This window comes from Algoriphagus halophilus, assembly GCF_041729275.1.
Classification (GTDB): Bacteria; Bacteroidota; Bacteroidia; order Cytophagales; family Cyclobacteriaceae; genus Algoriphagus; species Algoriphagus halophilus_A.
This window is the reverse complement of sequence record NZ_CP146486.1, coordinates 3089353-3115672: the sequence shown is the minus strand read 5'-3', so window position 1 is coordinate 3115672 and position 26320 is coordinate 3089353. Positions and strand designations below refer to the sequence as shown.

26 protein-coding genes and 4 pseudogenes are annotated in these 26320 nt (G+C 38.3%); 16 read left to right on the top strand and 14 right to left on the bottom strand.

Annotated features, from left to right (window positions below; all coding sequences use genetic code 11):
• The first annotated feature begins 73 nt into the window (after positions 1–73).
• Positions 74–535: a hypothetical protein gene (locus V8V91_RS16680; protein ID WP_373396348.1), complete on the top strand. Its 462-nt coding sequence runs from the start codon at positions 74–76 to the stop codon at positions 533–535.
• A 157-nt stretch (positions 536–692) separates the two neighbouring features.
• On the opposite strand, the gene V8V91_RS16675 is transcribed toward V8V91_RS16680, so the two are convergent.
• On the bottom strand, positions 693–1007 hold the full coding sequence (locus V8V91_RS16675) for a hypothetical protein (protein WP_373396346.1): 315 nt from the start codon (positions 1005–1007) through the stop codon (positions 693–695).
• Positions 1008–1208: 201 nt separating this feature from the next.
• On the opposite strand from V8V91_RS16675, the gene polA reads away from it, so the two are divergent.
• The 8 genes and pseudogenes from polA (at position 1209) to V8V91_RS16635 (ending at position 8807) form a co-directional block, all read left to right on the top strand.
• Positions 1209–3332: a DNA polymerase I gene (gene polA / locus V8V91_RS16670; protein WP_373396344.1), complete on the top strand. Its 2124-nt coding sequence runs from the start codon at positions 1209–1211 to the stop codon at positions 3330–3332.
• An 11-nt stretch (positions 3333–3343) separates the two neighbouring features.
• A complete protein-coding gene (locus V8V91_RS16665) occupies positions 3344–3991 on the top strand; it encodes a DNA polymerase (protein WP_373396342.1) in 648 nt (215 codons plus the stop codon).
• 151 nt (positions 3992–4142) lie between these two features.
• Positions 4143–5515: pseudogene (gene radA, locus V8V91_RS16660) on the top strand (DNA repair protein RadA).
• Positions 5516–5670: 155 nt separating this feature from the next.
• Positions 5671–7335: an LVIVD repeat-containing protein gene (locus V8V91_RS16655; protein WP_373396341.1), complete on the top strand. Its 1665-nt coding sequence runs from the start codon at positions 5671–5673 to the stop codon at positions 7333–7335.
• 89 nt (positions 7336–7424) lie between these two features.
• Entirely contained in the window at positions 7425–7652 is a 228-nt protein-coding gene (locus V8V91_RS16650) for a hypothetical protein (protein ID WP_373396339.1), read from the top strand.
• A gap of 11 nt (positions 7653–7663) precedes the next feature.
• On the top strand, positions 7664–8320 hold the full coding sequence (locus V8V91_RS16645) for a YncE family protein (protein WP_373396337.1): 657 nt from the start codon (positions 7664–7666) through the stop codon (positions 8318–8320).
• On the top strand, positions 8305–8649 hold the full coding sequence (locus V8V91_RS16640; RefSeq protein WP_373396335.1) for a YncE family protein: 345 nt from the start codon (positions 8305–8307) through the stop codon (positions 8647–8649). Before V8V91_RS16645 ends, V8V91_RS16640 begins: the two co-directional genes overlap by 16 nt.
• The gene (locus V8V91_RS16635; RefSeq protein ID WP_373396333.1) at positions 8631–8807 is read left to right on the top strand and encodes a hypothetical protein; all 177 of its coding nucleotides are present in this window, start codon (positions 8631–8633) and stop codon (positions 8805–8807) included. The genes V8V91_RS16640 and V8V91_RS16635 overlap by 19 nt, the downstream gene beginning before the upstream one ends.
• Before the next feature lie 111 nt (positions 8808–8918).
• Here V8V91_RS16635 and V8V91_RS16630 read toward each other — a convergent pair whose 3' ends face one another.
• Positions 8919–9218, bottom strand: coding sequence for a Dabb family protein (locus V8V91_RS16630; protein ID WP_373396331.1), 300 nt, complete (start codon positions 9216–9218; stop codon positions 8919–8921).
• 165 nt (positions 9219–9383) lie between these two features.
• Between V8V91_RS16630 and V8V91_RS16625 the strand changes: the two genes are divergently transcribed.
• The 4 genes from V8V91_RS16625 to V8V91_RS16610 all read left to right on the top strand — a co-directional run bounded on the left by V8V91_RS16625 (position 9384) and on the right by V8V91_RS16610 (position 13431).
• Positions 9384–10049, top strand: a complete 666-nt coding sequence (locus V8V91_RS16625) for a hypothetical protein (RefSeq protein WP_373396329.1) — start codon at positions 9384–9386, stop codon at positions 10047–10049.
• On the top strand, positions 9998–10375 hold the full coding sequence (locus tag V8V91_RS16620) for an amidohydrolase family protein (RefSeq protein ID WP_373396328.1): 378 nt from the start codon (positions 9998–10000) through the stop codon (positions 10373–10375). The genes V8V91_RS16625 and V8V91_RS16620 overlap by 52 nt, the downstream gene beginning before the upstream one ends.
• A 295-nt stretch (positions 10376–10670) precedes the next feature.
• Positions 10671–11996 carry an adenylate/guanylate cyclase domain-containing protein gene (locus V8V91_RS16615; RefSeq protein ID WP_373396326.1) on the top strand — a complete coding sequence of 442 codons (1326 nt, stop codon included), beginning with the start codon at positions 10671–10673 and terminating at the stop codon, positions 11994–11996.
• Positions 11997–12096: 100 nt separating this feature from the next.
• Positions 12097–13431 carry a glycoside hydrolase family 28 protein gene (locus tag V8V91_RS16610; RefSeq protein WP_373396324.1) on the top strand — a complete coding sequence of 445 codons (1335 nt, stop codon included), beginning with the start codon at positions 12097–12099 and terminating at the stop codon, positions 13429–13431.
• Between the two features lie 19 nt (positions 13432–13450).
• Here the strand turns inward: V8V91_RS16610 and V8V91_RS16605 are convergent, their stop codons facing one another.
• Complete coding sequence (locus V8V91_RS16605) at positions 13451–14497, bottom strand: putative zinc-binding metallopeptidase (RefSeq protein WP_373396323.1); 1047 nt, start codon at positions 14495–14497, stop codon at positions 13451–13453.
• A gap of 217 nt (positions 14498–14714) precedes the next feature.
• On the opposite strand from V8V91_RS16605, the gene aqpZ reads away from it, so the two are divergent.
• Genes aqpZ through V8V91_RS16590 form a run of 3 tightly spaced genes read left to right on the top strand, consistent with a single transcriptional unit; the run spans position 14715 to position 16412 of the window.
• Entirely contained in the window at positions 14715–15398 is a 684-nt protein-coding gene (gene aqpZ, locus V8V91_RS16600; RefSeq protein ID WP_373396321.1) for an aquaporin Z, read from the top strand.
• Between the two features lie 58 nt (positions 15399–15456).
• Entirely contained in the window at positions 15457–15924 is a 468-nt protein-coding gene (locus V8V91_RS16595; RefSeq protein ID WP_373396320.1) for an outer membrane insertion C- signal, read from the top strand.
• A 35-nt stretch (positions 15925–15959) separates the two neighbouring features.
• Positions 15960–16412 carry a DUF1905 domain-containing protein gene (locus V8V91_RS16590; protein WP_373396319.1) on the top strand — a complete coding sequence of 151 codons (453 nt, stop codon included), beginning with the start codon at positions 15960–15962 and terminating at the stop codon, positions 16410–16412.
• Positions 16413–16416: 4 nt separating this feature from the next.
• Here V8V91_RS16590 and V8V91_RS16585 read toward each other — a convergent pair whose 3' ends face one another.
• The 11 genes and pseudogenes from V8V91_RS16585 to V8V91_RS16535 form a co-directional block, all read right to left on the bottom strand.
• The gene (locus V8V91_RS16585) at positions 16417–18819 is read right to left on the bottom strand and encodes a carboxypeptidase-like regulatory domain-containing protein (RefSeq protein ID WP_373396318.1); all 2403 of its coding nucleotides are present in this window, start codon (positions 18817–18819) and stop codon (positions 16417–16419) included.
• A 66-nt stretch (positions 18820–18885) separates the two neighbouring features.
• Positions 18886–19592 (bottom strand): annotated as a pseudogene (locus tag V8V91_RS16580) (fatty acid desaturase).
• Between the two features lie 23 nt (positions 19593–19615).
• Positions 19616–20460: pseudogene (locus tag V8V91_RS16575) on the bottom strand (4-hydroxy-3-methylbut-2-enyl diphosphate reductase).
• A gap of 6 nt (positions 20461–20466) precedes the next feature.
• Entirely contained in the window at positions 20467–20940 is a 474-nt protein-coding gene (locus V8V91_RS16570) for a lycopene cyclase domain-containing protein (RefSeq protein ID WP_373396317.1), read from the bottom strand.
• Complete coding sequence (locus V8V91_RS16565; protein ID WP_373396316.1) at positions 20894–21172, bottom strand: lycopene cyclase domain-containing protein; 279 nt, start codon at positions 21170–21172, stop codon at positions 20894–20896. The genes V8V91_RS16570 and V8V91_RS16565 overlap by 47 nt, the downstream gene beginning before the upstream one ends.
• Before the next feature lies 1 nt (position 21173).
• A pseudogene (locus tag V8V91_RS16560) lies at positions 21174–22014 on the bottom strand (phytoene/squalene synthase family protein).
• 25 nt (positions 22015–22039) lie between these two features.
• Positions 22040–23518: a phytoene desaturase family protein gene (locus V8V91_RS16555; protein WP_373396315.1), complete on the bottom strand. Its 1479-nt coding sequence runs from the start codon at positions 23516–23518 to the stop codon at positions 22040–22042.
• A 4-nt stretch (positions 23519–23522) separates the two neighbouring features.
• Positions 23523–24035, bottom strand: coding sequence for an RNA polymerase sigma factor (locus V8V91_RS16550; RefSeq protein WP_074225964.1), 513 nt, complete (start codon positions 24033–24035; stop codon positions 23523–23525).
• Positions 24036–24227: 192 nt separating this feature from the next.
• The gene (locus V8V91_RS16545; RefSeq protein ID WP_373396313.1) at positions 24228–25124 is read right to left on the bottom strand and encodes a MerR family transcriptional regulator; all 897 of its coding nucleotides are present in this window, start codon (positions 25122–25124) and stop codon (positions 24228–24230) included.
• Positions 25121–25567, bottom strand: coding sequence for a sterol desaturase family protein (locus tag V8V91_RS16540; protein WP_074225962.1), 447 nt, complete (start codon positions 25565–25567; stop codon positions 25121–25123). The genes V8V91_RS16545 and V8V91_RS16540 overlap by 4 nt, the downstream gene beginning before the upstream one ends.
• Positions 25568–25647: 80 nt before the next feature.
• Positions 25648–26316, bottom strand: coding sequence for a carotenoid biosynthesis protein (locus V8V91_RS16535; RefSeq protein WP_373396310.1), 669 nt, complete (start codon positions 26314–26316; stop codon positions 25648–25650).
• Between the last annotated feature and the right edge of the window lie 4 nt (positions 26317–26320).

Sequence of the window (26320 nt, the reverse complement as noted above, 5' to 3'; positions counted from 1 at the left end):
GGATAGTTTTGTATAGTATCAAGGTATTAATTCATTCAAGATCTTCAATAAACCAAAATAAATCAAACCACTCATGGATGAGCAAACTCCATTTCCTGTATTCCCCATGCACTTTAGAGGAATCCTGCTACTTACAGGAATGTATACCATCGCCTGGTCAGCATTCTTCAAATGGTTTGGACCTGATCTAATCAACTGGCTAGCGATGGGATCCAAAGGCATAGAATATCTTCCTGCAAACTATTATGGGACTTTTGGGATTTTGGTGGGGATTATCATTTTCGTCAGCGCATTTTATCCTGTAAGCTGGGTGTATTTGATTTTGGCTGGAATTACAGGCAAGCTCATTTTAGCAATTTGGTTTATGCTTGGCTTTCTTCCCGAAATTTCTTGGAACAAGAGAAGTGGATTTCATTTGATTGTTAATGAATTGCTTTGGCTCATTCCTTTGATTGTGATCTTTCTGAGAGGCTGTCAGGTAAAAATTTCTTGGAGAAAAAGGAACAAGGATAACACTTTTTCTTCAAATGAATGATTCTAAATGGACATCATATATCTCTCTCCTATTCAAACCACTTTTTTTAGGAATAATCTTGTTTAGGAAGCTTCATAAACTTTCCTATTCACAATAAGACTGAGTGTTAAAACAAAAAAGGACTCGTAAACGAGTCCTTTTTTAATTTTTATGCCTATTAAAGGATAAGGATTAAAAGCAAAATAATGATAATGATTGCTCCTACTGAAAGAAAAATTCCTCCACCTTCTGCCTTAGCTTCTGCCTTCATTTCCTTCAATTCTGTACGAATATCCTTGATCTCGTCTTTACTCATAGACTTAAAGTCCATTGCTTTGATCTCATCCAATCTAGCTTTCATTTCTGCAGCTCTCATTTTTTGAGCCTCAGTTAATTCTGTTTTTCCTTTTTTCGATTCATTTTCAATGGCTGGTTCAGCTTGAACGAATTGGATGGAAAGGAATAGGGCAAAAATCGCTAATAGCTTTTTCATAAAGTAAATTGTTTAAGGTTAGGTAATAAAATTCTCAATAAAGCCGCCAATTTTTGTCCCAGAACATATTGAACCAAATTTTAGAAGCCTTTCAACATCTATTTTTTCTTAACTTACAAAGTCAAAACTTAAGCTTAATTCGAATCAAAATAATTTAATAATGCCTCAAAAACAAGCACACAAGCTTTTTTACTGGACGCCATGGCACTGATCTATCGAGCCCATTTTGCATTCAGTAAAAATCCCAGAATCAATAGTAAAGGTTTGAACACAGGGGTGATGCTTGGCTTTACAAATACCCTTCTTGAGGTTCTAGATAAGGAAAAACCTACCCACATTGGGGTCGCCTTCGATACTCATGCCCCAACCTTCAGACATGAGCAATTTGAAGCCTACAAAGCAAACCGCCAGGAGCAACCAGAAGATATAGGTGTTGCGATTCCATGGGTGAAAGAAATCGTTAAAGCATTTAATATTCCTATCCTTGAAATGGATGGGTATGAAGCAGATGACATTATCGGAACCTTGGCAAAGCAAGCTGAAGCTGAAAAGTTCACGGTTTATATGATGACTCCTGACAAAGATTATGGTCAATTAGTGGATGAACATATTTTTCTGTATAAACCAGCTTTTATGGGAAATGGCGTGGAAGTCATGGGGCCAAAGCAGATTTGCGAAAAATGGGACATCGAACGGGTGGATCAAGTTATCGATATTTTAGGCTTGATGGGAGATGCCGTGGACAACATCCCGGGTATACCGGGGATCGGGCAGAAAACTGCTGTCAAACTTCTCAAGCAATATGGTTCTGTTGAAGAATTAATCAAGAATACAGATGACCTGAAAGGAAAGCAAAAAGAAAACGTAGTCAACTTTGCGCAGCAAGGCTTATTATCAAAGGAGCTCGCCACCATCAAAGTGGATGTTCCAGTGGCATTTGTGGATGAAGAGTTGCAATACGATGGCTTCGATGAGGAGAAACTAAGAGCATTATTTACGGAATTGGAATTCCGAACTCTTGCCAGTAGAATTTTCAAAGATGGATCTGGCAAAAAAGCCTCTATTAAGAAGAATGACCAATTGGGTTTATTTGGGGAAAGTTCTACCGAATCGAATAAGCCATCTATAGAATTTGAAGAAGAATCAGTCAACGCTGAGCCTGTGCAGGAAGCGGCTACCATTCATACGACTGCGCACCAATACCATAAAATTTCTGGAAAAGAAGCTATTCAAGAGCTAGTTTCATACCTCCTTCTTCAGGAGGAACTCTGCTTTGACACGGAAACTACTTCTGTCAATGCAATGGAAGCTGAGTTGGTTGGAATCTCTTTTTCCTACCTCCCAGGAGAAGCCTATTATATCCCTTGCCCTGCTGACAGAGTAGAAACCCTAGCTATTTTGGAGCTTTTAAAACCAGTTTTTGAAAATGAAAAAATTCAGAAAATTGGGCAAAACGTAAAGTATGATCTTTTGGTCTTAAAAAATTATGAGATTGAAATCAAAGGAGGTCTTTACGATACCATGTTGGCTCATTATCTCATTGAACCAGAAGGAAAGCATTCTATGGACTGGCTTTCGGAACATTACTTGAATTACAAACCTGTATCCATCACTGAACTCATCGGCAAAAAAGGGAAAAATCAGGGAAATATGCGGGATGTGGATGAGGATGAAGTAACAGAATATGCTTCAGAAGATGCTGATATTACCTTACAACTCAAAGAAAAGCTAGATCCACTTTTAAAATCAAGTGACTTAGAAAAACTGTTTTATGAGGTAGAAAACCCTCTGATCCAGGTGCTAGCCGACATGGAGTTTGAAGGTGTCAAAATTGACACTAAAAGTTTGGCAGAAATGTCTTTGTTACTGGAAAAGGAAAGCAAGGAAATTGAAAATCGAGTGTATGAAATAGCCGGGGTTCGATTCAATTTAGCTTCTCCAAAACAACTAGGTGATGTGCTTTTTGAGAAATTAAAATTGGACCCTAAAGCCAAAAAGACCAAAACCGGCCAATATGCTACTGGCGAGGAGGTGTTAAGCAAATTGGCAAATGAACATGAAATTGCCCGGGCAATTTTGGATTTTAGGCAAATGGTCAAATTGAAGTCTACCTATGTGGATGCCTTGCCTACCATGATCAATTCCAAAACAGGAAAGATCCATACTACCTATAATCAGTTTGTAGCAGCAACAGGAAGGCTTTCATCCATAAACCCGAATCTCCAAAATATTCCTATTCGTACCGAGCGAGGAAGAGAAATACGAAAAGCATTTGTACCTCGAGACGAAAACCATATTCTTTTAGCACAGATTATTCTCAAATAGAATTAAGGATTATGGCCGCTTTCTCAGGAGATGAATCCATGATCGAGGCTTTTAAAAACGGAAGAGATATTCATGCTACTACAGCAGCCAAAATTTTTCAAGTGCCATTAGAAGAAGTGACTTCAGATATGCGTAGAAAAGCCAAAACTGCCAATTTTGGGATCATATATGGCATTTCTGCCTTTGGCCTTTCTCAACGACTTTCTATTTCCCGAACTGAAGCCAAAGAAATCATCGATGCTTACTTTAAAGAGTTTCCTGCAGTCAAAGAATACATGGATGGGGCTATAGAAAAAGCCCGAAAAGATGAATATGTTGAAACCATTTTGGGACGTAGAAGATACTTGAGGGACATCAATAGCAGAAATGCCACCATGAGGGGTTTTGCCGAGCGAAATGCCATCAACGCACCGATACAGGGCTCTGCAGCTGATTTAATTAAAGTTGCCATGATTGATGTGCACCGTTGGATGAAAAAAGAAAAACTAAGGTCCAAAATGATCCTTCAGGTTCATGATGAATTGGTGTTTGACGCACATAAAGACGAAGTGGAAATCTTAAAGTCCCATATACCGGAATTGATGTCAAACGCAATCAAAATGGCAGTTCCTGTAGAAGTAGAAGTAGGAACCGGAAACGATTGGCTGGAAGCACATTAATTGATTTAGTATGTCAGAGGTTTGATTTAATTCTAACAAAATCATTTACAGATACAATCTTCATGTCTATAATAAAATCTAATTGATATTAAACCATATCGTTCCCTTCTTTCTAATTTCGTAGTTCTTCTTTCGTATTTTCTAACATCTAATGGCCAAAATCAAAACCTCCTTTTTCTGTCAAAACTGTGGTGCCCAAAGTCCCAAGTGGTTAGGAAAATGCCCTGCCTGTGGTGAATGGAACACTTATGTAGAAGAAGTAATCCAAAAGGAAGAATCAGGTAAAGGGAGTTGGAAACCTGCTGGATCTACCACTAAGAAAGCAAATTCACCCAAGAAAATCCAAGAGGTAAACTATGAAGAAATGCCTCGGTATGTCACTGGAGATGCAGAATTGGACCGTGTGCTTGGAGGGGGAATAGTTCCAGGGTCATTGGTTTTGATTGGAGGAGAGCCCGGAATTGGTAAATCCACTTTAATGCTACAAATCGCATTAACCTTAACAGGCAAAAAGATTTTGTATGTTTCCGGAGAGGAAAGTGAAGCGCAGATCAAAATGAGGGCAGACCGGATGGAAGCTCATAATCCTGATTGTTATGTACTTTCTGAAACCAACACCCAACATATTTTTCAACAAATCGAAGTCCTTAAGCCTGATTTGTTGGTCATAGACTCTATTCAAACTTTAAACTCTCAGTATGTGGAATCAGCGGCTGGATCCGTCTCCCAAGTCCGGGAATGTACGGCGGAGTTGATGAAATTTGCGAAGGAGACCGGAACTCCTGTATTCCTGATTGGACATATTACGAAAGATGGTTCAATAGCTGGTCCTAAAGTATTGGAACATATGGTTGATACAGTACTTCAATTTGAAGGCGATCGGCATATGAGCTATAGGATACTTCGAACCAGCAAAAACCGTTTTGGTTCCACCCATGAGTTGGGTATTTATGAAATGCGGGTAGAGGGCCTTCGGCCTGTAGCCAACCCTTCTGAAATTCTCTTGACACAGCGAGAAGAGGTTTTGAATGGGGTAGCCATTGGAGCCATGATGGAAGGGAACCGACCTTTGCTGATAGAAATCCAATCCTTGGTTAGTCCAGCCACCTACGGAACTCCACAACGAAGTAGTACTGGTCATGATGCAAAGCGCTTGAATATGCTTTTGGCGGTATTGGAAAAAGAGGAGGTATGAGACTAGGGCAGCAAGATGTTTTTCTGAACGTTGCAGGGGGTCTTCGGGTAGATGATCCTGCTTTGGACTTAGCAGTTTGTGCAAGCTTAATTTCAAGTTATGAAGACACTCCTGTCTCCGAACATATTTGTTTCGCTGGGGAAGTAGGTTTAGGAGGAGAAATCCGGGCAATACACCGGATCGAAAACCGAATTGCAGAAGCAGAAAAGCTGGGCTTCAAAAAAATCATTGTATCCAAATATGCAGTCAAAGGACTAGATCTAAAAAAATATAAGATTGAGGTTTTGGCAGTCAGCAAACTGGAGGAAGTGTATCAGAAAATTTTTTGATAAAGGAAGTGAATAAAGCTCAAAACAAATTTTAAACTGTTTTGAGTTGAATAAATTAAAGAGGTAAAATACACGCTATACTAGAAAATTGCCCTATTTTCTATGGTTAGGACTTTAGGATTCCGTAAATTCAGAATCCATTTTAAATCCAACCTATGAAAAAGTTCATTTATTCTGTTTTTACCCTCTTGCTCACTGTAAATTTTTTGCAGGCACAAGACCTATCCATCAAAGTCGGTGATGAGAATGTTTCCATGAAAATTGGCCAGACGCTACAATTAGAAGCAGCGGTGGTAGATGCCTCTGGGAATAAAGTTGCCGATCGTGATTTTATTTTTTATTCCAGAAACCGAAGAGCCCTTTCTGTGGTGGATAGTACTGGAATGGCAACTGCTGTAAAACATGGAGAGTATGATGTCATTGTGATCAGCCCTGGGAATCCACAATTAAGATCTAATATTACCGTAACCATTGAACCCGCTGCCATCGCAAAAGTGGATTTTGGAATAATTCCAGAGAAAATCTATTCCGGAATCACGGTTCCATTAGAATTGACTGTAACAGATGAAGCCGGATTTGAAAGACCTGAAAAGGTCATTTCCTTAACATCCTCTGATGAAAGCATTGTATCTGTTGCACCTTTTACCAAATTGATTCCTAAAAAAGCTGGAAAAGTTCAAGTGACAGCAACAGTGGATGGAGTAAATGAAACCTTGGAAATCAATGTCATCGAGAACCCAATTGCTAAAATCCTTTTAAAATCCGATAAAGTAGAAGGGCGATCTGGAGATGTGTTTACATTAAATGCATTGGCCTTGGATAAAGACGGAAATGAAATAAGTGATGCCCCCATCAATTATTCTTTTACTGGAGAATCTTTCGATGTATCTGCCGCCCCTTCAGGCTTGATCACAAAAGAGGGGAAATTTGTTGCAGATGAACCAGGTTTATATGTATTGAATGCTACTTCTGGACCAGCAGCGGCATCAATCACTGTACAAGCCAATGAAAGAAACATTACCCGAAAGATTGACTTAATCGGTCAAGGCTCGGTGAGCAACAAGCATACTTCCGATTTATGGGTATGGGAAGGAATAGATGGAAAAGATTATGCGGTAACAGGTACATGGGGAGCAGACGGAACAGCTTATTTTTGGGATGTAACAGATCCTGCAGGTATCCAATTGATAGATTCTGTAAAAGTGGATGCTCGTACCGTTAATGATGTAAAAGTATCAGAAGATGGAAAAGTGGCCGTAATATCCAGAGAAGGAGCCTCCAATAGGAAAAATGGGTTGGTCATCATTGATGTCAGTAACCCAAGGGATGTCAGTATCATTTCTGAATTTTCGGAGAACCTAACAGGTGGGGTACACAATGTGTTTATTTACAAAAATCATGTCTATGCGTTAAGCGCAGGTAGAAAATATTACTCTATCAACATTGAAGACCCTAGCAAACCTAGAATTGTAGGAGAATTTGAGTTAGATACCCCTGGTCATTCCATTCATGATGTTTGGGTGCACGATGGGATAGCCTATTCTTCCAACTGGTCCGACGGAGTTCAATTGGTAGACGTTGGAAATGGCATTGCAGGAGGTACTCCTTCTAATCCAGTACAATTTGCAAGTTATGCTTATCCAAGTGGGTCCAACCATGCTGCTTTCCCTTATAAGGATGAAAAGACCGGAAAATTTTATGTAATACTGGGAGACGAAGAATTCCCATATGGTTTGGATCCTGACGGTCGTAAACCTGCAAGAGCAGCTGGCTTTCTTCACATCATTGATTTCACAGATCTAAAAATCCAAAAGAGGTAGCTTGGTTCCAAGTTCCTTTTGCTGGATCCCACAACTTCTGGATTGAGGATGATATTTTATATGCAGCATTCTATAATGCTGGGGTTAGAGTGGTTGACCTTAGTGGTGAACTTTTAGGTGATCTAAACCGTCAGGGAAGAGAAATCGCCTGGATTGTCCCAGAAGATCCAGATGGATACATTGCCAATGCGCCTTTTACCTGGGGAGCACAACCACATAAGGGTCATATTTTCTATTCTGACTGGAACAGTGGATTATGGTCTGCTAAACTACAGCCGGTGGTGCCAAACAATGTAACCATAGACAACAATAATTGATAATCTTTCTTATGAGCAAGATTCTAAAATCAGTCTTCAATAAAACTTGCCTATTCACGATAGTCGCTGTATTGTTCAGTCTGGTAACTCAGGCTCAAGACTATTACATCTACGTTACAGCAGAATCTGAAGATGAGGTTGCTTTGGTAAAATTTGATGGAGAAAAAGCTACCATTGAGGAGACGATTCCCGTGGGAGTTTGGCCAGCCGAAATAGAAGGGCCTCATGGAATTAATGTTAGCCCGGATGGAAAATATTGGTATTTGTCGCTTGCCCATGGCAATCCCTATGGCACTTTGTACAAATACTCTACTGCCACTAATGAGGTCGTTGACACAGTGATGCTTGGCTTATTCCCTGCCTCCCTTCAAGTATCCAAAGCAACAGGGCTTTTGTATTGCGTGAATTTCAACCTACATGGTGATATGGTTCCTAGTACCGTTTCTGTCGTAGATCCCGAGGAGATGATTGAAATCGAAAAAATCGAAACGGGAGTAATGCCTCATGGTTCTAGAATTTCTGCTGACGGCATGTATCATTATTCAGTGGGAATGATGTCTGGAGAATTATTTGAGATTTCGACGACCAAATTGAAAGTAAATCGAAAATTAAATCTAGATGGAGTAGAAGAGGAACAGCCTACCATGGGGGAATGGACCACAGCATGATGGATCACTCAAAAATGGGACATGCAGCGATGAGTACTCCTATGTACCATAGTGCTACGAAACCTACATGGGCCATGCCTCATCCTACGAATGGGAAAGTGTATGTTGCGGGTAATGGATCCGATGAAATTCTGGAAGTAGATCTAGAAAAGTGGGAAATTACAGACAGATTCAAAACTGGAAAAGCGCCCTATAATCTGGACATTTCTCCAGATGGCAACTATTTGGTAGCCACCTACAAAGGAAGTGGTGAAACTGGTATTTGGGATTTAAAAAGAAGAAAGAACTTCCTCGTGTCAAAAATACGAGGATGGTTTCCCATGGTGTAAGCATTTCCCCTGATAGCAAATATGCTTTTATTTCTGTGGAAGGGATCGGGGGTGAGCCGGGGACAATGGATGTGATCGATATCAAAAATGCCAAAAAAGTAGCTTCAGTAGATATGGGAAAACAAGCAGGTGGTATTATCTTTTGGAAAATGGAATAAAAGGATTGTTCAAGCAATCAGGTTTTATGAAAATCGATAATTAAATTCTACTAACACCTGATATATTAGTTAATATGGAAAAAGGGAGAACCAAATCGGTTACTCCCTTTTTTATTGGAGATCTATTACCTTATAATCAATCTCTAAAAACTTGTCAACATAATCATCCCAATACATTTTTAAAAACAAGGAATGGTGTGGATGGTCATTATAAGCATCATAGGCTTCTTGGCTTTCAAACTCCATTTTTAAGCCATATTCATACTCATTTTTAGGACTGGTTTCATCCAATACCAGAAAATTCTTTACAACTGAGATGGTGGATAATTTTGAAGCTGCATTCAAAAATATCTTTTCTTCAGAAGAACCCTTGGGGAATTTTAACTTAAAAAAAACACTGTGATTGATCATAGTAAAAGAATTTAAAATGAAAAGTGTGGCAATAATGATACACAGAAAATAAATACTAAGGCCAATATCCTGTAAAATTAATTTTTCATTCTAAAAAGAATCATCTATTTTGTCATAAAGAAACAATAAGGAACTAATTTTCATTTTAGCAACTCAACTTCCATTATGACCCTAAAATTAATACCTAAAGCGGGCTTCTTATCATTGATTGCGCTACTTTCTTTTGAAATTTCAGCGCAAACTGAAAAGAAAATGCCTCCAATAATCGATGTGCATGTACATGCTTCCAAAGTAAACCCAGCATTCGCATCTGATCTCTGTCCTTGGTTCCTTACCTCCATGCCAGGAAGTGGACCTAATCAACCAGCCCCCTCTTTTATAAATAATGATTGCGTGGATCCATTGAAAGCTGCAAAATCTGATCAGGAAATGCAGGATGCCATTATATCAGCTACTGAACGGTTAAACGTCACGATGGTTGTCAGTGGAGATGCAGAAATTATCCATAATTGGTACAATGCAGCTCCTGACCGTATTATTCCTTCGATTGGAATTGGGCAGGATATGAGTGTGGAAGCATTCAGGGATTCCTTGTCAGGTGGTTTTTATAAAGTTATGGGAGAGATTGCACCACAATACCAAGGAAAATCTCCTAGTGACATGGCTTTGGATGAATATTTTGGAGTAGCGGAAGAACTGGGTATTCCTGTAGGCATCCATATGGGAACTGGTGGAAATGGAATGGCAAATATCACAAGCCCCTCTCTTATAGAGCCTCTATGGGAAATCCCTTCTTATTGGAAGATATGCTCGCAAGACATCCCAAATTAAAAATATGGGTCATGCATGCTGGATACCCTATGATCGATGAAATGATCGCGTTGATGGGTGCCAATGCCTACGTTTATGTGGATTTGGCTGGTTTAATCTGGAGCTATCCTCAAGATGAGATTCATGACTATTTGAAGAGATTAGTTCAAGCAGGTTTTGGAAAAAGAATATTGTACGGAACAGACCTCATGATTTGGCCAAAGCTGTTGGAAACATCAATTGGCTTAATCCAAAATGCAACTTATTTATCCTACGATCAAAAACGGGATATTTTCTTCAACAATGCAGTCAGGTTCTTCAATCTAGATGCCTCAAAATTTGAATAACCATAGAAAACATAAGTAGTAAGGGAGTGGACCAAGTTCACTCCTTTTCTTTTTTTATTGAGACAATTGGAAGTATGCTTCATTTGAAAGCATAACTATCTCATTTTCAATTGACAATTTGCTCTTTTTTGTGGATATTCCTTATAGCTTTTTTGATTTCAATTGGCATCTAGATAATTAATCTCAATTTTTAGATAATTGCGAGCCATAATTTTTAGAATGAACAAGGGACCTCGAAATAAGCATTTAAAAGAAATCTGAATCCATTGATTCGATTTTTCACCTAATTCTTAGAATGATGAAACAGAAAATTACCTATGCTGGAATAAATCGTGTGGTGGAAAATGACGATGATATGAACTCCCTGTTGGATATTTCTATTGCTAATCAAATTACCCATTTGCATGAATGTGGCGGGCATGGAAGGTGTACCACCTGTAGAGTAAGAATCTTGGAAGGAATCAATAACTTAAATCCTAAAAACCAGCTCGAACAAGAAACTTCTTACGCAAGGAAATGGGACCCTTCTATCCGGCTAGCTTGTCAATCCTATCCAAAAGGTGATGTAACCTTGCAACGCTTAATCTGGTCTATGGGCGAAGTGAATCAATTACAAAAAGAGCTCTCTCCCGTAGGAAAAGCAGAAGAAAGACCCATTGCGATCCTTTTTTGTGATTTAAGAAATTATACCAACCTCTCTTCCAATAACCTGAATTACGACATCGCCTTCTTGCTCAACAAGTTTTATACGGCATTAGGCGACCCAATTCTGATGAATAATGGGATCATTTACCAATATGTAGGAGATGAAATTATAGGAGTTTTTGGAACAACCGGAGGTACAAGGGATAAAATATGTACAGATGCCATCCGAGCCGGCTTGGGGATGCATTATGCCTTGACGCATCTGAATAACACTGAATTAAAAGATTTGGACATCAAGCTAAACTCTGGAATAGGAATCAATTTTGGAAAAGCCTATATAGGGCATTTGGGACATCCTACCCATAAACAATTTTCAGTCATTGGTGACCCTGTCAATGTAGCCAGTAGAATTCAAGAACAAACGAAAGTTACCCAATCCAAAATCCTCATTTCTAAAACAGTCTATAATAGTATTCCAAAAGACACTCTTGAAATTGGGGAAACCTACATGAAAGAGCTAAAAGGGAAAGAGGAACCTGCGGAATTGTTTGAATTATTGGGATTTAAGGAAATGGATATGCAATTGGAACTCCAAGCCTCTCTTCCTATAATGATGGAAAACCCGGAAGAGTTTGCTTCTATATTTTATGAAAAAGTTTTTGAAATCGCCCCAGAGGCCAAAAGTCTATTTCGAAATAATATGACCGATCAAGGTCGTCTCTTGACCCATATGTTAGGAGGTATCATTTATTCCCTATCCCGACCAGAACACTTGGTCACAGGCTTGCAGCGATTAGGTGAGAATCATGTAAAATATGGAGTGCAGGCAGCTCATTATCCTGTTGTAAAGGAAGCCATGCTCTATACAATTGATAAGACCCTAGGGGAAAACAATACCAAAAGATGTATGACAGCTTGGAACTCAGCCCTGGATTTCGTCATGGATGTCATGAAAGGAAAAGAAAATCCTTCTTAATGGAAATTTGCAGGACAGCAAAGGATACCCTTTGCCCAGTAAATGGAACAATTTGAAATTCGGTTCTTCCCAGTTCTGGCATGAATTTGTTAGTATTACCATGATGAAAATTCTCAATCCCCTTTTATTAGTTCTCTTATTAAGTATTCAAGCCGCTTTTTCCCAAACAGCAGTAAATAAGGATTATTGGCCAGATGGTTCGAAAATTTCTCCCTGGTTTCATGATTATACCAAACTAGAATTAAAGGATTTAGGGAAACAATATAGGATCACTTCCCATGGAGTATTGGCAGACAGCACACTCCTCCAAACCCAAAAAATTCAGCGAATTATTGATGAGGCAAGTCTATCAGGAGGAGGAGTTATTATCATTCCAAAAGGAACATTTTTAAGCGGCGCTTTATTTTTCAAGCCCAACACACGCTTACATCTAGAAGAAGGAGCCGTTTTGAAAGGTTCTGACGACATTGCCAATTATCCAAAAATCCCATCCCGCATGGAAGGACAAAATCTAGACTATTTCGCAGCATTGGTGAATGCTTATGAGGTAGATGGATTCTCTATTGCAGGTAAAGGAACCATAAATGGTAACGGGTTGAACTTTTGGAAAGCATTCTGGAAAAGAAGAGAGGAAGACCCTAATTGCACCAATTTGGAAGTTTCCAGGCCTAGATTAGTATTTATTTGGAAAAGTAATGACGTCCAGTTACAGGATGTGAAATTGATTAATGCAGGTTTTTGGAGTAGTCATTATTACCAATGCAACAATATTAAGATCTTAGACCTCACCATTACCTCTCCTCATGAACCCATCAAAGCGCCAAGTACCGATGCCATAGATTTAGATGTGGTCAATAATGTTCTTATCAAAGGCTGCTACCTCGCAGTAAATGACGATGCCATTGCCTTAAAAGGTGGAAAAGGACCTTGGGCAGATAAAGACCCAAACAATGGAGAAAACACCCACATTATAATCGAGGATAGCGAATTCGGCTTTTGCCATTCCGCCCTCACCAACGGAAGTGAATCCATTCATAATAAGAATGTGATCATGAGGAATATAAAAATTCAGGATGCTCGAAGGCTTTTATGGTTAAAAATGCGTCCAGACACCCCTCAACACTATGAATACATTACAGTAGAGAATATTACCGGGCAGGCATACAGCATGATCTATGTGAAGCCTTGGACTCAATTTTTCGATCTAAAAGGAAGAAAAGAAGTTCCAAATTCTTTTTCGGACCATATTACCATGAAAAACATCAACTTGGAATGCGATATCTTTTTTGATGTGGCGATTACCGAACATGATCGACTAGCCCAATTTAAATTTGAGAATCATAAAATCAAGGCAAAGAATGACTCTTTCGACCCAAGAATCGTCTCTGGGTTTGATTTAAAAAAGGTGTACGTAAATGGAAAAGCATTAGATTAAATCCTTGCCTAACCCTCCATTAACTCTTGTAGACCAATCGATGAATAAACTCCATTTTAGCTTTTACTATTGGGCTAATCACGAAAGGGTACATATCGGGCATTCCCATAGATCGATTTAGACTATTGATTGCAAATGAAATGGGACCCAAGTCTTTTAAAATTTTCTCAAAATCCGTACACTCATAGGGGTCAAAACCTATGGCCCCATCCAACGTGTTTTCGTAGAGTTTTGGCTCCACTTTCATCCCAAAATAATAGGAAGTCTCTGCCATATCCATGATATGTAGATAATGGGCCCATGTCTCAGCCCAATCCTCCCATGGATGAGATGTAGCATATTGACTAATAAAGTTTTGCTGCCAATTGGCTAAAGGGCCTTTCGCGTAGTAGCTAGTTAAGGAGTCTCCATAATTTACTCGTTCATCCCCAAAGATGTTTCTAAATTCCTGGAGAGTAGTAGGATTATTAAATACCAAACGATCCCAATAATAATGACCTGCCTCGTGCCTAAAATGTCCAATCAAAGTTCGATAAGGTTCTTCGAACTCTTTCTTCATTTGCTCTCGATGGACAGCATCTGCCTCAGAAAGTAGAATAGTAATCACCCCATTATCATGTCCGGTCATCGCCTTTCCCTCATTTCCATTTTGGTTGTTAATAAAGTCAAAAGTTAGACCATTGACGTCTTCCGTTTTAGGTTGTGGATTCAACCCTAACCTAACCAATTGATAAATGAGTCTATGTTTTGCGATTTCAAGTTTCTGCCACTTTTTGAAATTTTCTGCATCCGATAAATTCGGAATGGTTCTATTGAGTTTGCAGGCAACACAAAAATCTTCCTGGTCACTTACAGGAATCAGCCAATTACAAACTCCAAATTCTTTGTTTCTACAAAATTTAAATTCAGAATTATCTCCATCAGATTTCAATGAGTCCAATCCGATTTCGAATGTTTTTAAATCCAATTCAGCATTGGAGAATCCGGCCAAATGCCCACATTTCTCGCAGCTTTGATTTTCAAAATAAAGCGGTTGAAAACACTTCTCACATTCGAATATCTTCATCTAGTCTCCTTTTTCTTTAAAGCTTGTTATGAATATAAATCCTTTAGTTAGGGATTAGTTCAAATATGCAATATCAATTAGTAAAGCCTTACTTCAAACAACCCCTTAAGTCACTATTTTTTCTATTAATTCTACAATTAGAACACCAAACCTTACTTGATTTTAAAATTATTTATTTAATTTCCTAAAGTCAGTTAACAACTAACCTATTTTTTATATGAAAAAGCTTATAGCAGAATTTATCGGTACCCTTTGGCTAGTACTTGGGGGCTGTGGCAGTGCCGTTTTGGCGGCTGGTTTCCCTGAACTGGGAATAGGTTTTTTAGGAGTAGCATTGGCATTTGGACTCACTGTCCTGACGATGGCCTATGCGATTGGACATATCAGTGGCTGTCATTTAAATCCAGCAGTCTCCATTGGTTTATGGGCTGGTGGTAGATTTGAGGGCAAGGATTTACTTCCTTACATTATCGCTCAAGTCTTAGGAGGCTTGGCCGGTGCCACTATTTTATATGCCATCGCTACAGGAAAGGCAGGCGTGGAATTAGGAGGGTTCGCTTCAAATGGGTATGGAGAAGCTTCTCCAGGAGGTTATTCGATGAGCTCTGCTTTGATTACTGAGATAGTCATGACTTACTTTTTCCTAATCGTGATTTTGGGAGCTACTCATGGAAAAGCCCCAGCTGGATTTGGTGGTATCGCAATTGGATTGGCTTTAGTTCTAATTCATTTGATTTCTATACCTGTTACCAACACTTCTGTCAATCCAGCCAGAAGTACGAGCCAAGCTATCTTTGCCGGAGGCATCTTTTTAAAACAATTATGGCTATTTTGGGTCGCTCCTATAGTAGGGGCATTTTTAGCAGGAATTACCTATAAATTTCTATCTTCATCTGAATAATTCAAGTAAAATTTAAATATTTGTAGACTATTTTATAATATCCTTAAATGTAAAGAACATGAAGTATTTCAAAATTCTTACGCTAGTACTTTTCTTTGGACTGGCAGCTTCTCTTGAAAGTAACGCTCAAGAAGTAGGTTTGAGATTTGGTCAATTTGGCGGTAACAATGTGGCTGTAGATGGAGTTTTTTCTGTAGGGCAGTTTAGCAGAATCCATGCTGATGTAAGTTTTGGCTCGGGAGTAGGCATTGACGCTCTATGGGATTTTATATATAGACCAGTAGGATCGAGCGATTTCAATTGGTACGTAGGAGTTGGTCCATCTTTATATATCGACGATCCCTTCTCTTTGGCGGCGGCTGGTGAAATAGGTATTGAATATGCCTTTGAAGAAGTGCCAATTGTGATAGGTGCTGATTGGAGGCCAACATTCCGAATTGTAGAAAACACAGACTTTTTTGCAGATGTTTTTGGATTGAATATTCGATGGAGGTTTGGAAACGACGGAAGTAACGCCACAAATTAACAAGCAAGAGCAGGATTCATTCTTGCTCTTTTTTTATGGAACTGATTGTTGAAGGAACATACCTCTTAGAAAAGTTTACCGGGAAAGGTGGTTGGACATTCATAAAGCTTCCAGGGGATTTAATTAAGTCTGGTAAGGCTTTCGGAATGATGAAAATCTCGGGATCAATTGATGATTATTCATTTGAAGGCAAGCACCTCCTTCCCATGGGAAATGGTTACGTGTTTTTACCAGTAGCAAAACCCATTAGGAAAATCCTAGGAAAAGAAGAAGGGGATGAAGTTTCGATTAAGTTGTATAGAGAAGAAATTCCCAATACCATTCCTCAAGAACTAATCGAATGTCTTCAAGATGATCCAGGAAAATTGGACTTATTCAATCAGCTGCCCAAAGAAGAGCAAAATAATTGGATCAGCTATATCTATGCAGTTGACGATATGGAGGCTAAATCCAATCGAATTATCAAACTTCTGAACTCGCTAAGTTGAAATTTTAAAATTCAACTATAATTCCAACTGTTGGAAGTATAGTCCCCGCAGTATTTTCAATGAATTTAAGTTGATAGCGGGAAGGATCATTTGGATCAACTTTTATATCCCCATTTTCATCACGAACTGGTACCAATAAATCAGGTTGTTCCGCCTCGTAATTGTATGCATTTTGGATATCCACATACCAGTTCAAGCTCCATTTTGGGAAATAATACTTTTTATCAACACGCAAATCAAGTTGATGGAAAGCAGAAAGTCGTTGTGTATTGATCTGATTGAAATCTAAAATAGGTTGACCCCTTAAATCCCAGTTGCTGATCAATGATGATTCTTCTACATCGTAAGGAGTATAAGGTGTTCCGCCCAAAAATCTCCACCTTCCGCCAAGTTCCCAATTTTTATTAAATCGTTTGCCTGCGGTTAAACTCAAAATCACTTTATTATCCCAGGAAGAAGGTATAAATCCTTCCGTATTTGGATTTGTAAATTCACTACGTACCAAGGTCAAAGAGGCTATCCCATAGAAATTATTAAAAAGTCTTTGCTGTGCCAAAAACTCCAACCCAAATGCCCTGCCTTCTGCATTTGATTCTACGGGCTCATTTCCTATCACCCCAAAGTCAGCACCGAGATTGGCTAAAGCAATGCCATTTCGAATAGAAGAAGGATAGTTCTTATATTTTTTGTAAAAAGCCTCCATTGTAAACCTTCTATTTCGTTGCGGTGCCAAAAACTCTAATCCTGCGATCAGTTGGTTATTTTGAATAAATCTTACATCCGAATTTTGATTGACTAATTCACCGGAATTGTTTCTATATCCTAGTACTGTATACGGAGGTTTCTGGTAATATATACCAGCATTGGCAGTGGCAAATAAATTAGGCTTTAGCTGATAGGAAATAGAAACTCTAGGACTGAACTGATTTAAAGGGTTTTGCGCGGTCTTTCCAAAATCAGAGCCATCTATTCTTATTCCACCTGAAACCAAGAGCCGTTCATCTGACGAATATTTAGTTCCAGAGATAAATGCTCCATACTGATTGAAATTAGAAGTTGATTCTACATCAATCACTTCTGAAGAATTCGCTAAAGTGGCACGGTCAAAGTTCTTAATGTAATACCTGGAATACTCATAATTAACTCCATATTTCAGGGTATAACCATTTCCGAAAATACTATTCTCTGCTCTGAATTTATTTTCTGATTCTTGGGAAATATATCGATATAATAAATTGGACTCAGAGCTTTCTTCATTTCGGTAGTACTTTTCAGCCTCATTATTGAGCATATTTCTACTCAATACGAAAGTCCAGAATCCATTCTCCCTGAACCGTTTTAATTTTAGCCCTGTAGTATAATTCCATTGGCTCTGAACAGGCAAAACATCCAATAAATACAAGCGGTTTTCCAACTCTTCTTCACTCTCATCTTCTGGAATATCCTGATTCAATTCAAATTGATCAATGGCACCAACTCCAATAAAGGTCAACTCTGTTTTATCATTCAGTTTGGTGGTCGTTTTCACTTGAAAATCATTGAAAGTGGGCAAAAAGGGCAAGCCCAAAACTTTAAACAAACCCTGTAAATATGATCTTCTTGCAGAGACTAGATAGGTGGTCTTTTCTCCAATTGGACCTTCATTGGAAAGGGTCAACTCAGAGGCTCCCAAAGTCAATTGGGTCTGCATACTTTCCCTATTCCCTTCTTTCAACTGAATTTCAAAGAAGGAACTCAAGGCATCCATTCTATTGGCTGGAAATCCACCAGCAATCAAATCTACATTCTTTATTAAGTTGACATTCAAGAGGCCTACAGGTCCACCCGAGGAACCTTGCGTCGAAAAATGGTTAATTACGGGTACTTCAATCTCATCCACAAAAAACTTGTTTTCATTCGGTGCTCCACCACGAATCAAAATATCATTTCGGAAACTTGGGGTACTTGCTACTCCAGGTAAAGCTTGTATAACTCGTGAAATATCTCTATTCCCACCAGGGTACCTTTCTATTTCATTGCTATTTAGCTTCCTTACGGAAAGGGGCGTTTCCTCAGATCTTGAAAACTCAGAACTTACAACAACTTCTCCAAGCTCTGAGGCATCTTCTGTCAATTCAAAATCCAATTGCACAGATTTAGCCAAGGTAACTCGGACCTCATACCTGGTTTCAGTCTTGTACCCAACAAAACTTGCACGCACATTATATAATCCCGGAGGAATGCTTTCGATGGAGTAGTTGCCATCTTCATCAGAAATTGCACCGTATTCAGTTTCCAACACCAAAACATTGGCAAAGGCCACAGGCTCCCCATTGGAAGGATTGATAATCCGTCCTCTAATCACTCCTTGGGAAAATGCAGAAATAGATATTAAAACAATTAGAAATGTCAGTACTCTAGTTTTCATTGCGATGGGTAGTTCTAAAACAAAATAGTTTTAGGAAGAAAAAGTTTAGTTAAATGCGGATTTATTTTACCATTTCCTCTTTTTTCTCCACAGCCTCCACCAAGGTGTGCCTGGAGAATCATGATGCTCATAGTGATAGCCAAAGAAATAGCATGAAATAAATGCCCAAAGGTGATTTTTGGACTGTGTATTTGAATGGTGTTTGTTATCACTTTCCCCTCGATGAGGAAGGTAAGTTCCAAAGTAAAATAGTTGAAATGTGGATAACACAGCTGGAAGCATCCAGAAAATTATCAAGTTATCCACAGGCAGAAATAGCTTTAAAATATTGAAGGTGATAGCCATTAGAAGAATTTGCCATACGCTGAGATACTGTTTGATGAAACTAAAATACCAAACAAAGAAGTTATCAGAATGATGGTAATCCGGATCTTGATCCGTGGCCACAAACCGATGATGTTCATGATGTTTGGGAAACAATTTCCAATAGAAATTGTACGAAAAAGAAGGGCTGCAAATACGCCTATTACATTGTTTACAATTTTATTGGATGAAACCAATCCGTGCATGGCATCATGTGCTGTAATAAACAATCCTGTATACAGGTGCATTTGGATCAATACAAAAAGATAGGTGAGGGGATTGGACCAATTAATGTTCCACTGAAGTAAAAAGACCATTGAAGTACTCCAGCAAGCGATGATTAAGATAGCCACCACCACCCCAGTAGGGTCTATATGCTTGTTTCCTAAAATTTGATTTCCTGCAATCATACCTGCAAGCAAGTTGAGTTAAATCAGAAAGTCAAGATTTTCTCTCGAACTTGTTCCATTAACCACATCGGAGTAGAAGTCGCTCCACAAATACCAACCGTTTCATTGGGATTAAACCAATCGGGTTTAATCTGGTCGGCATTGGAAACAAAAAATGTATTTGGATTTTTTCTTTGCAGACGTTATATAACACTTTACCATTCGAGGATTTAGTCCCACTCACAAAAATGATTTTATCAAAGCGATCTGCAAAAGCTCTCAACTCCTTATCTCGGTTTGATACTTGTCTACAAATGGTATCATTCGTATTTACAGAAATCCCATTCTGCTTCAGTATCTCATTGATCTCGTAAAATTTATCAGTGCTTTTGGTAGTCTGGCTATAAAGGGTAATGTTTCTAGGAAGAGTAGCTAAATCCAATTCCGAGATATCCTGAAAAACTACCGCCTTATTGCTAGTCTGTCCCAAGAGCCCAATCACTTCAGCATGCCCATGCTTTCCATAGATATAAATCGTCTCATCCTTATCGAATGAATTTTTGATCCTATTCTGTAGTTTCAAAACCACCGGACAACTCGCATCGATTAGAGTCAGATTATTATTGATTGCCAATTGATAAGTAGATGGTGGTTCTCCATGAGCCCTGATCAACACTTTCTGGTCTCTCAATTCCTTCAGATCCTCATGATTAATGATCTTCAACCCTTTCTTAGTCAGACGGTTTACCTCCTCATCATTATGCACGATATCCCCTAAGCAATATAAATATCCTTGTTCATCCAGGATTTCCTCTGCCATTTCAATAGCATAAACCACCCCAAAGCAAAAGCCAGAATGATCATCTATATGTACTTCAAGTTGCATCATAGCCTATTAACTTTCAATAGATTGAAATGTTTGTTGATTCCTAAATCTTTCATAAAAAGAGATATTCATCAATAATAAGGTCATCGAATAGATGGTATCTTCAACAGGTACCGTCCATATTCTAATCCCTAGATTTTCTGCATTATTATAAATTACTACAGGTTCCTCAGTAAGTCCTCCAGTCAATATGCCATTGCATAGGAATAGAGGAATAAGATGTACTAAGTAGGTAAATAAGAATTTACCCAAATATTTATCATTAAATACTATAAAATGGGCAATTAATGCACCCGCTCCGATGAAGAAATTAATGGATGTATATAACTTATCCAAATGCATGAATCCCAAACCAATAAGAAATGGAACCATTACATAGACAAAAGGCTTCCCAAAATCCTTCAATGGGTCTGTAGGAAAAAAATAATTCAACACTTCATAAATAAACACGCAGGCAAATGGTACTGTCAAAAAAACAGCCATTCTTCCAATGGTAAATCAAAAAGTAAATCCCCAAAATATAGGTTGGGTTAAACTCCCAAACACCCAATCTGGTAAACCAATGGTCCCAAATCAAAAAGAAAGTACCCGTAAGGAAGATCGCAGGAAACAAGAATTTCCAATTTTTGAAATATTGAATCTTTTGTTCAAATGATCTTACCAAAGGAAAGGAAATGGTAAAGAGATTAACACCCAAGTATAAATACTTTTCCATATCAAGTAATACCTAACTTATTCACAAAATAGGTACCGATTAACAAGGAGAGTTTTTGGAATTCGGAATCCTTATTCTGGTCTGGGTGATGGTTTCAGCTGGCAGCCCTTTGATCTTATCAAACAGCTTTTGATAATAGAGATAGGCTACTTTCACGCCTAGTTTTGCACCCATTGGTAGTTGTTCAATTCCAATCAGTGAATCATCAAAATCCCGCTGGATATCTTCTTCGATTTGTTTTTTAACGATTTTATCAAAATGAGTGAACTCAACTCCGGAAAGTAAACTCTTCCTCGTTCTTCATAATCACTTTTAATATCTCTCAGGAAATTTACTTTCTGGAAAGCAGCTCCTAGTTTACAAGCAGGAACTTTCAACTTTTCATATTCAGCCTCATCCCCCTCACAAAAGACCTTCAAACACATCAGCCCTACTACCTCGGCTGAACCATAGATATATTCATTATACTTGGAATCATCATACGTCTTAAAATCCAAATCCATTTCCATGCTATGGAGAAAGGCTTCTATTAATTCTTGATCAATATGATATTTATTGACTACCAATTGAAAAGCGTGAAGCACAGGATTTAATGAAATCCCTGTTTCTATTGCCTCATAGGTATCTTTCTTAAACCTTGCTAACAATTTCTCCTTGTCCTGATCATGAAATGTATCCACAATTTCATCCGCATAGCGGACAAATCCATAAATCGCATAAACTGGCAAATGGAATTTTTGATCCAAAGTTTTGATACCCAATGTGAAACTGGTGCTATATCGTTGTGTGATTAGCTTGCTACACTCAAAAGTTGTCTGATCGAATAGATCTCTTGGGTTCATCATATATTAATATATCAATAATTCATTAATTATTTTCTTTGATCACCTCATTTGCAACGACTTTGCCCGAAATTAGGGAAGGAGGAACTCCAGGACCTGGCACAGTAAGCTGCCCTGTATAATACAAGTTAGAAACCTTTTTGTTTTTGAGTGAAGGCTTTAGTATCGCAGTCTGTGTGAGCGTATTGGCCAAACCATAAGCATTGCCCTTGAAGGCATGGTAATCATTTTTGAAATCACGATGGGCATAGGACCTTTTGAAAACCACATGAGATCTAATTTCCTGTCCAGAAATCCTTTCTAACCTGTCCATGATGATATTGTAATATTTTTCTCTTATTTCTTCAGAGTCATCTAAATCGGGAGCTAATGGAATCAATAAAAACATATTTTCCATTCCTTCTGGTGCCACAGTCCTGTCCGTAATAGACGGTACTGATGCGTAAAATAGCGGATTTTCTGGCCATCTTGGATGCGTATAAATGGCATCAGCATGAGGACCAAGTGGTTCATCAAAAAATAAATTGTGATGGCGAAGGTTTTCCAAACGCTTATCAATACCCAAATAAAACAACAAACTGGAAGGAGCCATCACACGCTTATCCCAATACTCTTCTGAATAGTTGCTGTATTTCGGATTAACTAAATGCTTATCCACATGGTGATAGTCTGCCCCCGCAACGACCACATCTGCAGAAATTTTCTCTCCAGATATCAATCGGACCCGCTTTGCTATTCCATCTTCAATCTCAATTTCCTCCACTTCGGAACCGTAACGGATTTTGACCCCTTTTTCTTCAGCCAGACTGACCATTCCTTTGATTATTTCATGCATGCCTTTTTTGGGGTACCAAGTACCTAAAGCTATATCTGCATAATTCATCAAACTGTATAAAGCAGGTATATTTTCGGCAGTCTCGCCTAGAAACAAGACAGGAAATTCCATCAAGCGAATAATCTTCTCCGATTTGAAGAATTTACGAACATGCTTGGACATGGATTGGAAAATATCCATTCTGAGCATATCCTTGAGTAAGGATGGAGATGTAAATTCAAATATAGATCTACTTGGCTTAGTTACTAAATCATGTATTCCTACCTGATACTTGTAGGCAGCCTGCTCCAAAAATTTATCTAATTGAACAGCTGCTCCAGGTTCAATCTTTTCAAGCATTTCTTTAAATGAATCTAGATTTGCTGGAATTTCCAACACATCCTGTTCTCCATAAATCACTGCATAGGAAGGGTCGAGTCTAATGAGGTCATAATAATCCGATGGACTTTTTCCAAAATCACCGAAATACATTTCAAATACATCAGGCATCCAATACCAGCTTGGCCCCATATCAAAAACAAACCCCTGGTGTTCGAACTTTCTAGCTCTTCCACCGGGGGAGTCATTTTTCTCTAGTATTGTAACCTGGTAATTATTTACTGCTAAATGCGTAGCTGCCGAAAGTCCAGCAAAACCTGAACCTATTACTACCGCATGTTTATGAGACATAGAATCAATTTTTATGCTTGTACACCATTAAATCTTCCTTCAACTGCTTTCTAGCAATATGAATTCTATTCTTAACAGTTCCTATCGGAATCTGTAATTTTTCAGCAATTTCATGGTATTTAAAGCCTCTATAGTGCATCAAAAATGGCGTTTTGAATACATCATCTAATTTGTCAATAGACTCATAAATATCATCCATTGCCAAATTTCCAAACACTCCATTTTCGATTTTGATATCGCTGGAATTGATGTAATGTAAATTATCTGTGGTGTCTACGAACGTTCCTCTTCTCACCATCTTCTGATAATTCGTGATAAAGGTATTTTTCATGATGGTATAAAGCCATGCTTTCAAATTAGTCCCTTCCGTGAATTTATCTCTATTTGTAAAGGCTTTGACCATCGTATCTTGCATCAAGTCATTGGCATCATCCAAATCTCGAGTCAACTTCATTGCAAAAGGTTTCAATGAACTGGAAAGATTGTTCAAAGAGTAGCTAAATTCTAGAGTCGTCATGGCTTATGAGTTTTTGTTTAATCAAACTTACTATTCATTAAACAAAATAACAACCTTTTGTTTAACATTTTTTATTTTTTGTTAAACATTTTGACATAAACGGTGAAAAATAATGGTCAAATGGGGTATTTTGGCCATAAAAAAGCATTCCCGAAGAAATGCTTTGTTTAACCATTTTACTCTATCATTAAACTATTTTTCTAAAATACCTTGTCCGATCTCTTCTAGCACGTCTTTAATTTCTCGGATATAGCTGAATTGTTTCACATTTGGACCAAATTGCAAATCCTGACCTACAACCTGGTAGCCCGAAACGAAAATCTGAGATTTGGAAAATCTGCTTGACAAGTAATCTACATATTCCTGTGGAGAATCATCTGGGGGACAGGATGTCATAACCGTTAAGATATAATCAGGTTCCACTAAATCATAAACAGCATCTAAGTCTCTTTTAGGAGTACTTTGACCCAAATAGATTACTTTGTGACCTTTACTTTTAATTAAATAAGAGGCAAACAAAATCGATATTTCATGTAATTCTCCTTCTGGAAGGAAAAGCAAAAACTTTTTCCCCGAGATACTCGGTATTTGACCATCAATCGCCACAATCAATTTTTGCCGGACCAAATTGGAAATAAAATGCTCCTGGGCAGGATTAATTGCTCCTGTTTGCCACAACAAACCGATTTTTGATAAAAAAGGATAGATGATATTGAGCATGGTCTGCTCAAATCCAATTTTGATAATATTAGTCGTCAGCACTTTATCAAAACGATCTTCATCCATTTCGATCATGCAAATGGTCAAAGCATGAACTTGATCATCATGAGTCAAAGATCTATCTGTCAAACGGATTACTTCCTCCTTCATTTCTGAAAGACTCATGGAAGCAATCTTGCTGATTTTAAATCCATTATCATTTAATAATGCGACATTTAAAATCAATTTTAAATCGCCATCGTCGTATAAGCGAATGTTGGTATCCGTCCGCTTTGGGTTCAACAGATTGTAGCGCTGCTCCCAAATCCTTAGGGTGTGTGCCTTGATACCAGATAACTGCTCTAAATCCTTAATTGAATAACTGCTCACTTTTCCTCCTCTTTATAATATTCCTTGGGTACCAAAAACAAACCAAACGAAACTGCATCATCTTTCTTATTTGTACGATGATGCGCTTGATGTGCTCTAAATATTGCTTTTAAAAACTTACTCTTTGGTTTTTGAAACCATTTAACCCTTCTATGGATCAATACATCATGTAAAATGAAATATAAAAATCCATAAAGGCTTATCCCTACACCCATCCAGAATCGATAATCGAATTCTTTCAAACCCACTATTATTAAGACAATGGCGATGCTGCCAAAAAGAACTGAAAATAAATCATTCAGTTCAAATGCATACTTACTCGGTTGATGATGGGTTTTATGAATCATCCATAAAGGCCCATGCATTAAATACTTATGAATTGCCCAACCAGACAATTCCATCAGACCAAAACCAACTAAAGTAAAGACTATGGCTTCCATCATCTAGTAGAAAACTTAAATACTTCTATTTTGTTATAACTATTTTTAGAATTAGGTAAAAACCTTTTTCCAAGCTTGTGATACTATAGTTTCAACGTGAAATTGAGTATTGAGAAAAACAGTACCATTACGATTAACAAAAAGGCTGCCAAGGGGTTAGCCTTTTCAAAATTTGCTTTCCTGTAAATCAGGTGAATTAAAAAAGAAACTCCAAACCATCCCAAATAGTTTTCGATAGGAATTATATCAAACTTCCAGTACCACATGTCCACAGCCATGGCTACGGGCTCCATGATATAATCAAAGGCAGTCATGGCTACCGCTCCCATCAATGCAGCATAATAATCATTGGAAATACTTTTTGAAAACACCGCCCCTGTCAAATAAACCAAAACAAACCAGTTGACCCCGATCACCAATGGGACATCCCACAACTTGGGACCCAAGGTATCTCCATACACATAGTCACCATATAAATATCCGGTATGGATCCCGATCAATTCTGATCCAAAGCCAATCCAAAACGCAAGAGCTGCTACGATAGGAAATGAATCCGTCCAACCTCTATGAAAAAATAGAACCAGTCCCAATGTGATTAACAATTGTGCTGGAGTCAAGGATTGGAATAGGGGCCTATATTCCGGAATTGACATGCCTATGATCCCAACTCCATACAAAGCCACTACCACTAGTTTAACGATCAACAATTGCTTGTCATGAGCCTTTGGAGGTGCCTTGGCTATTTTATGCATATTT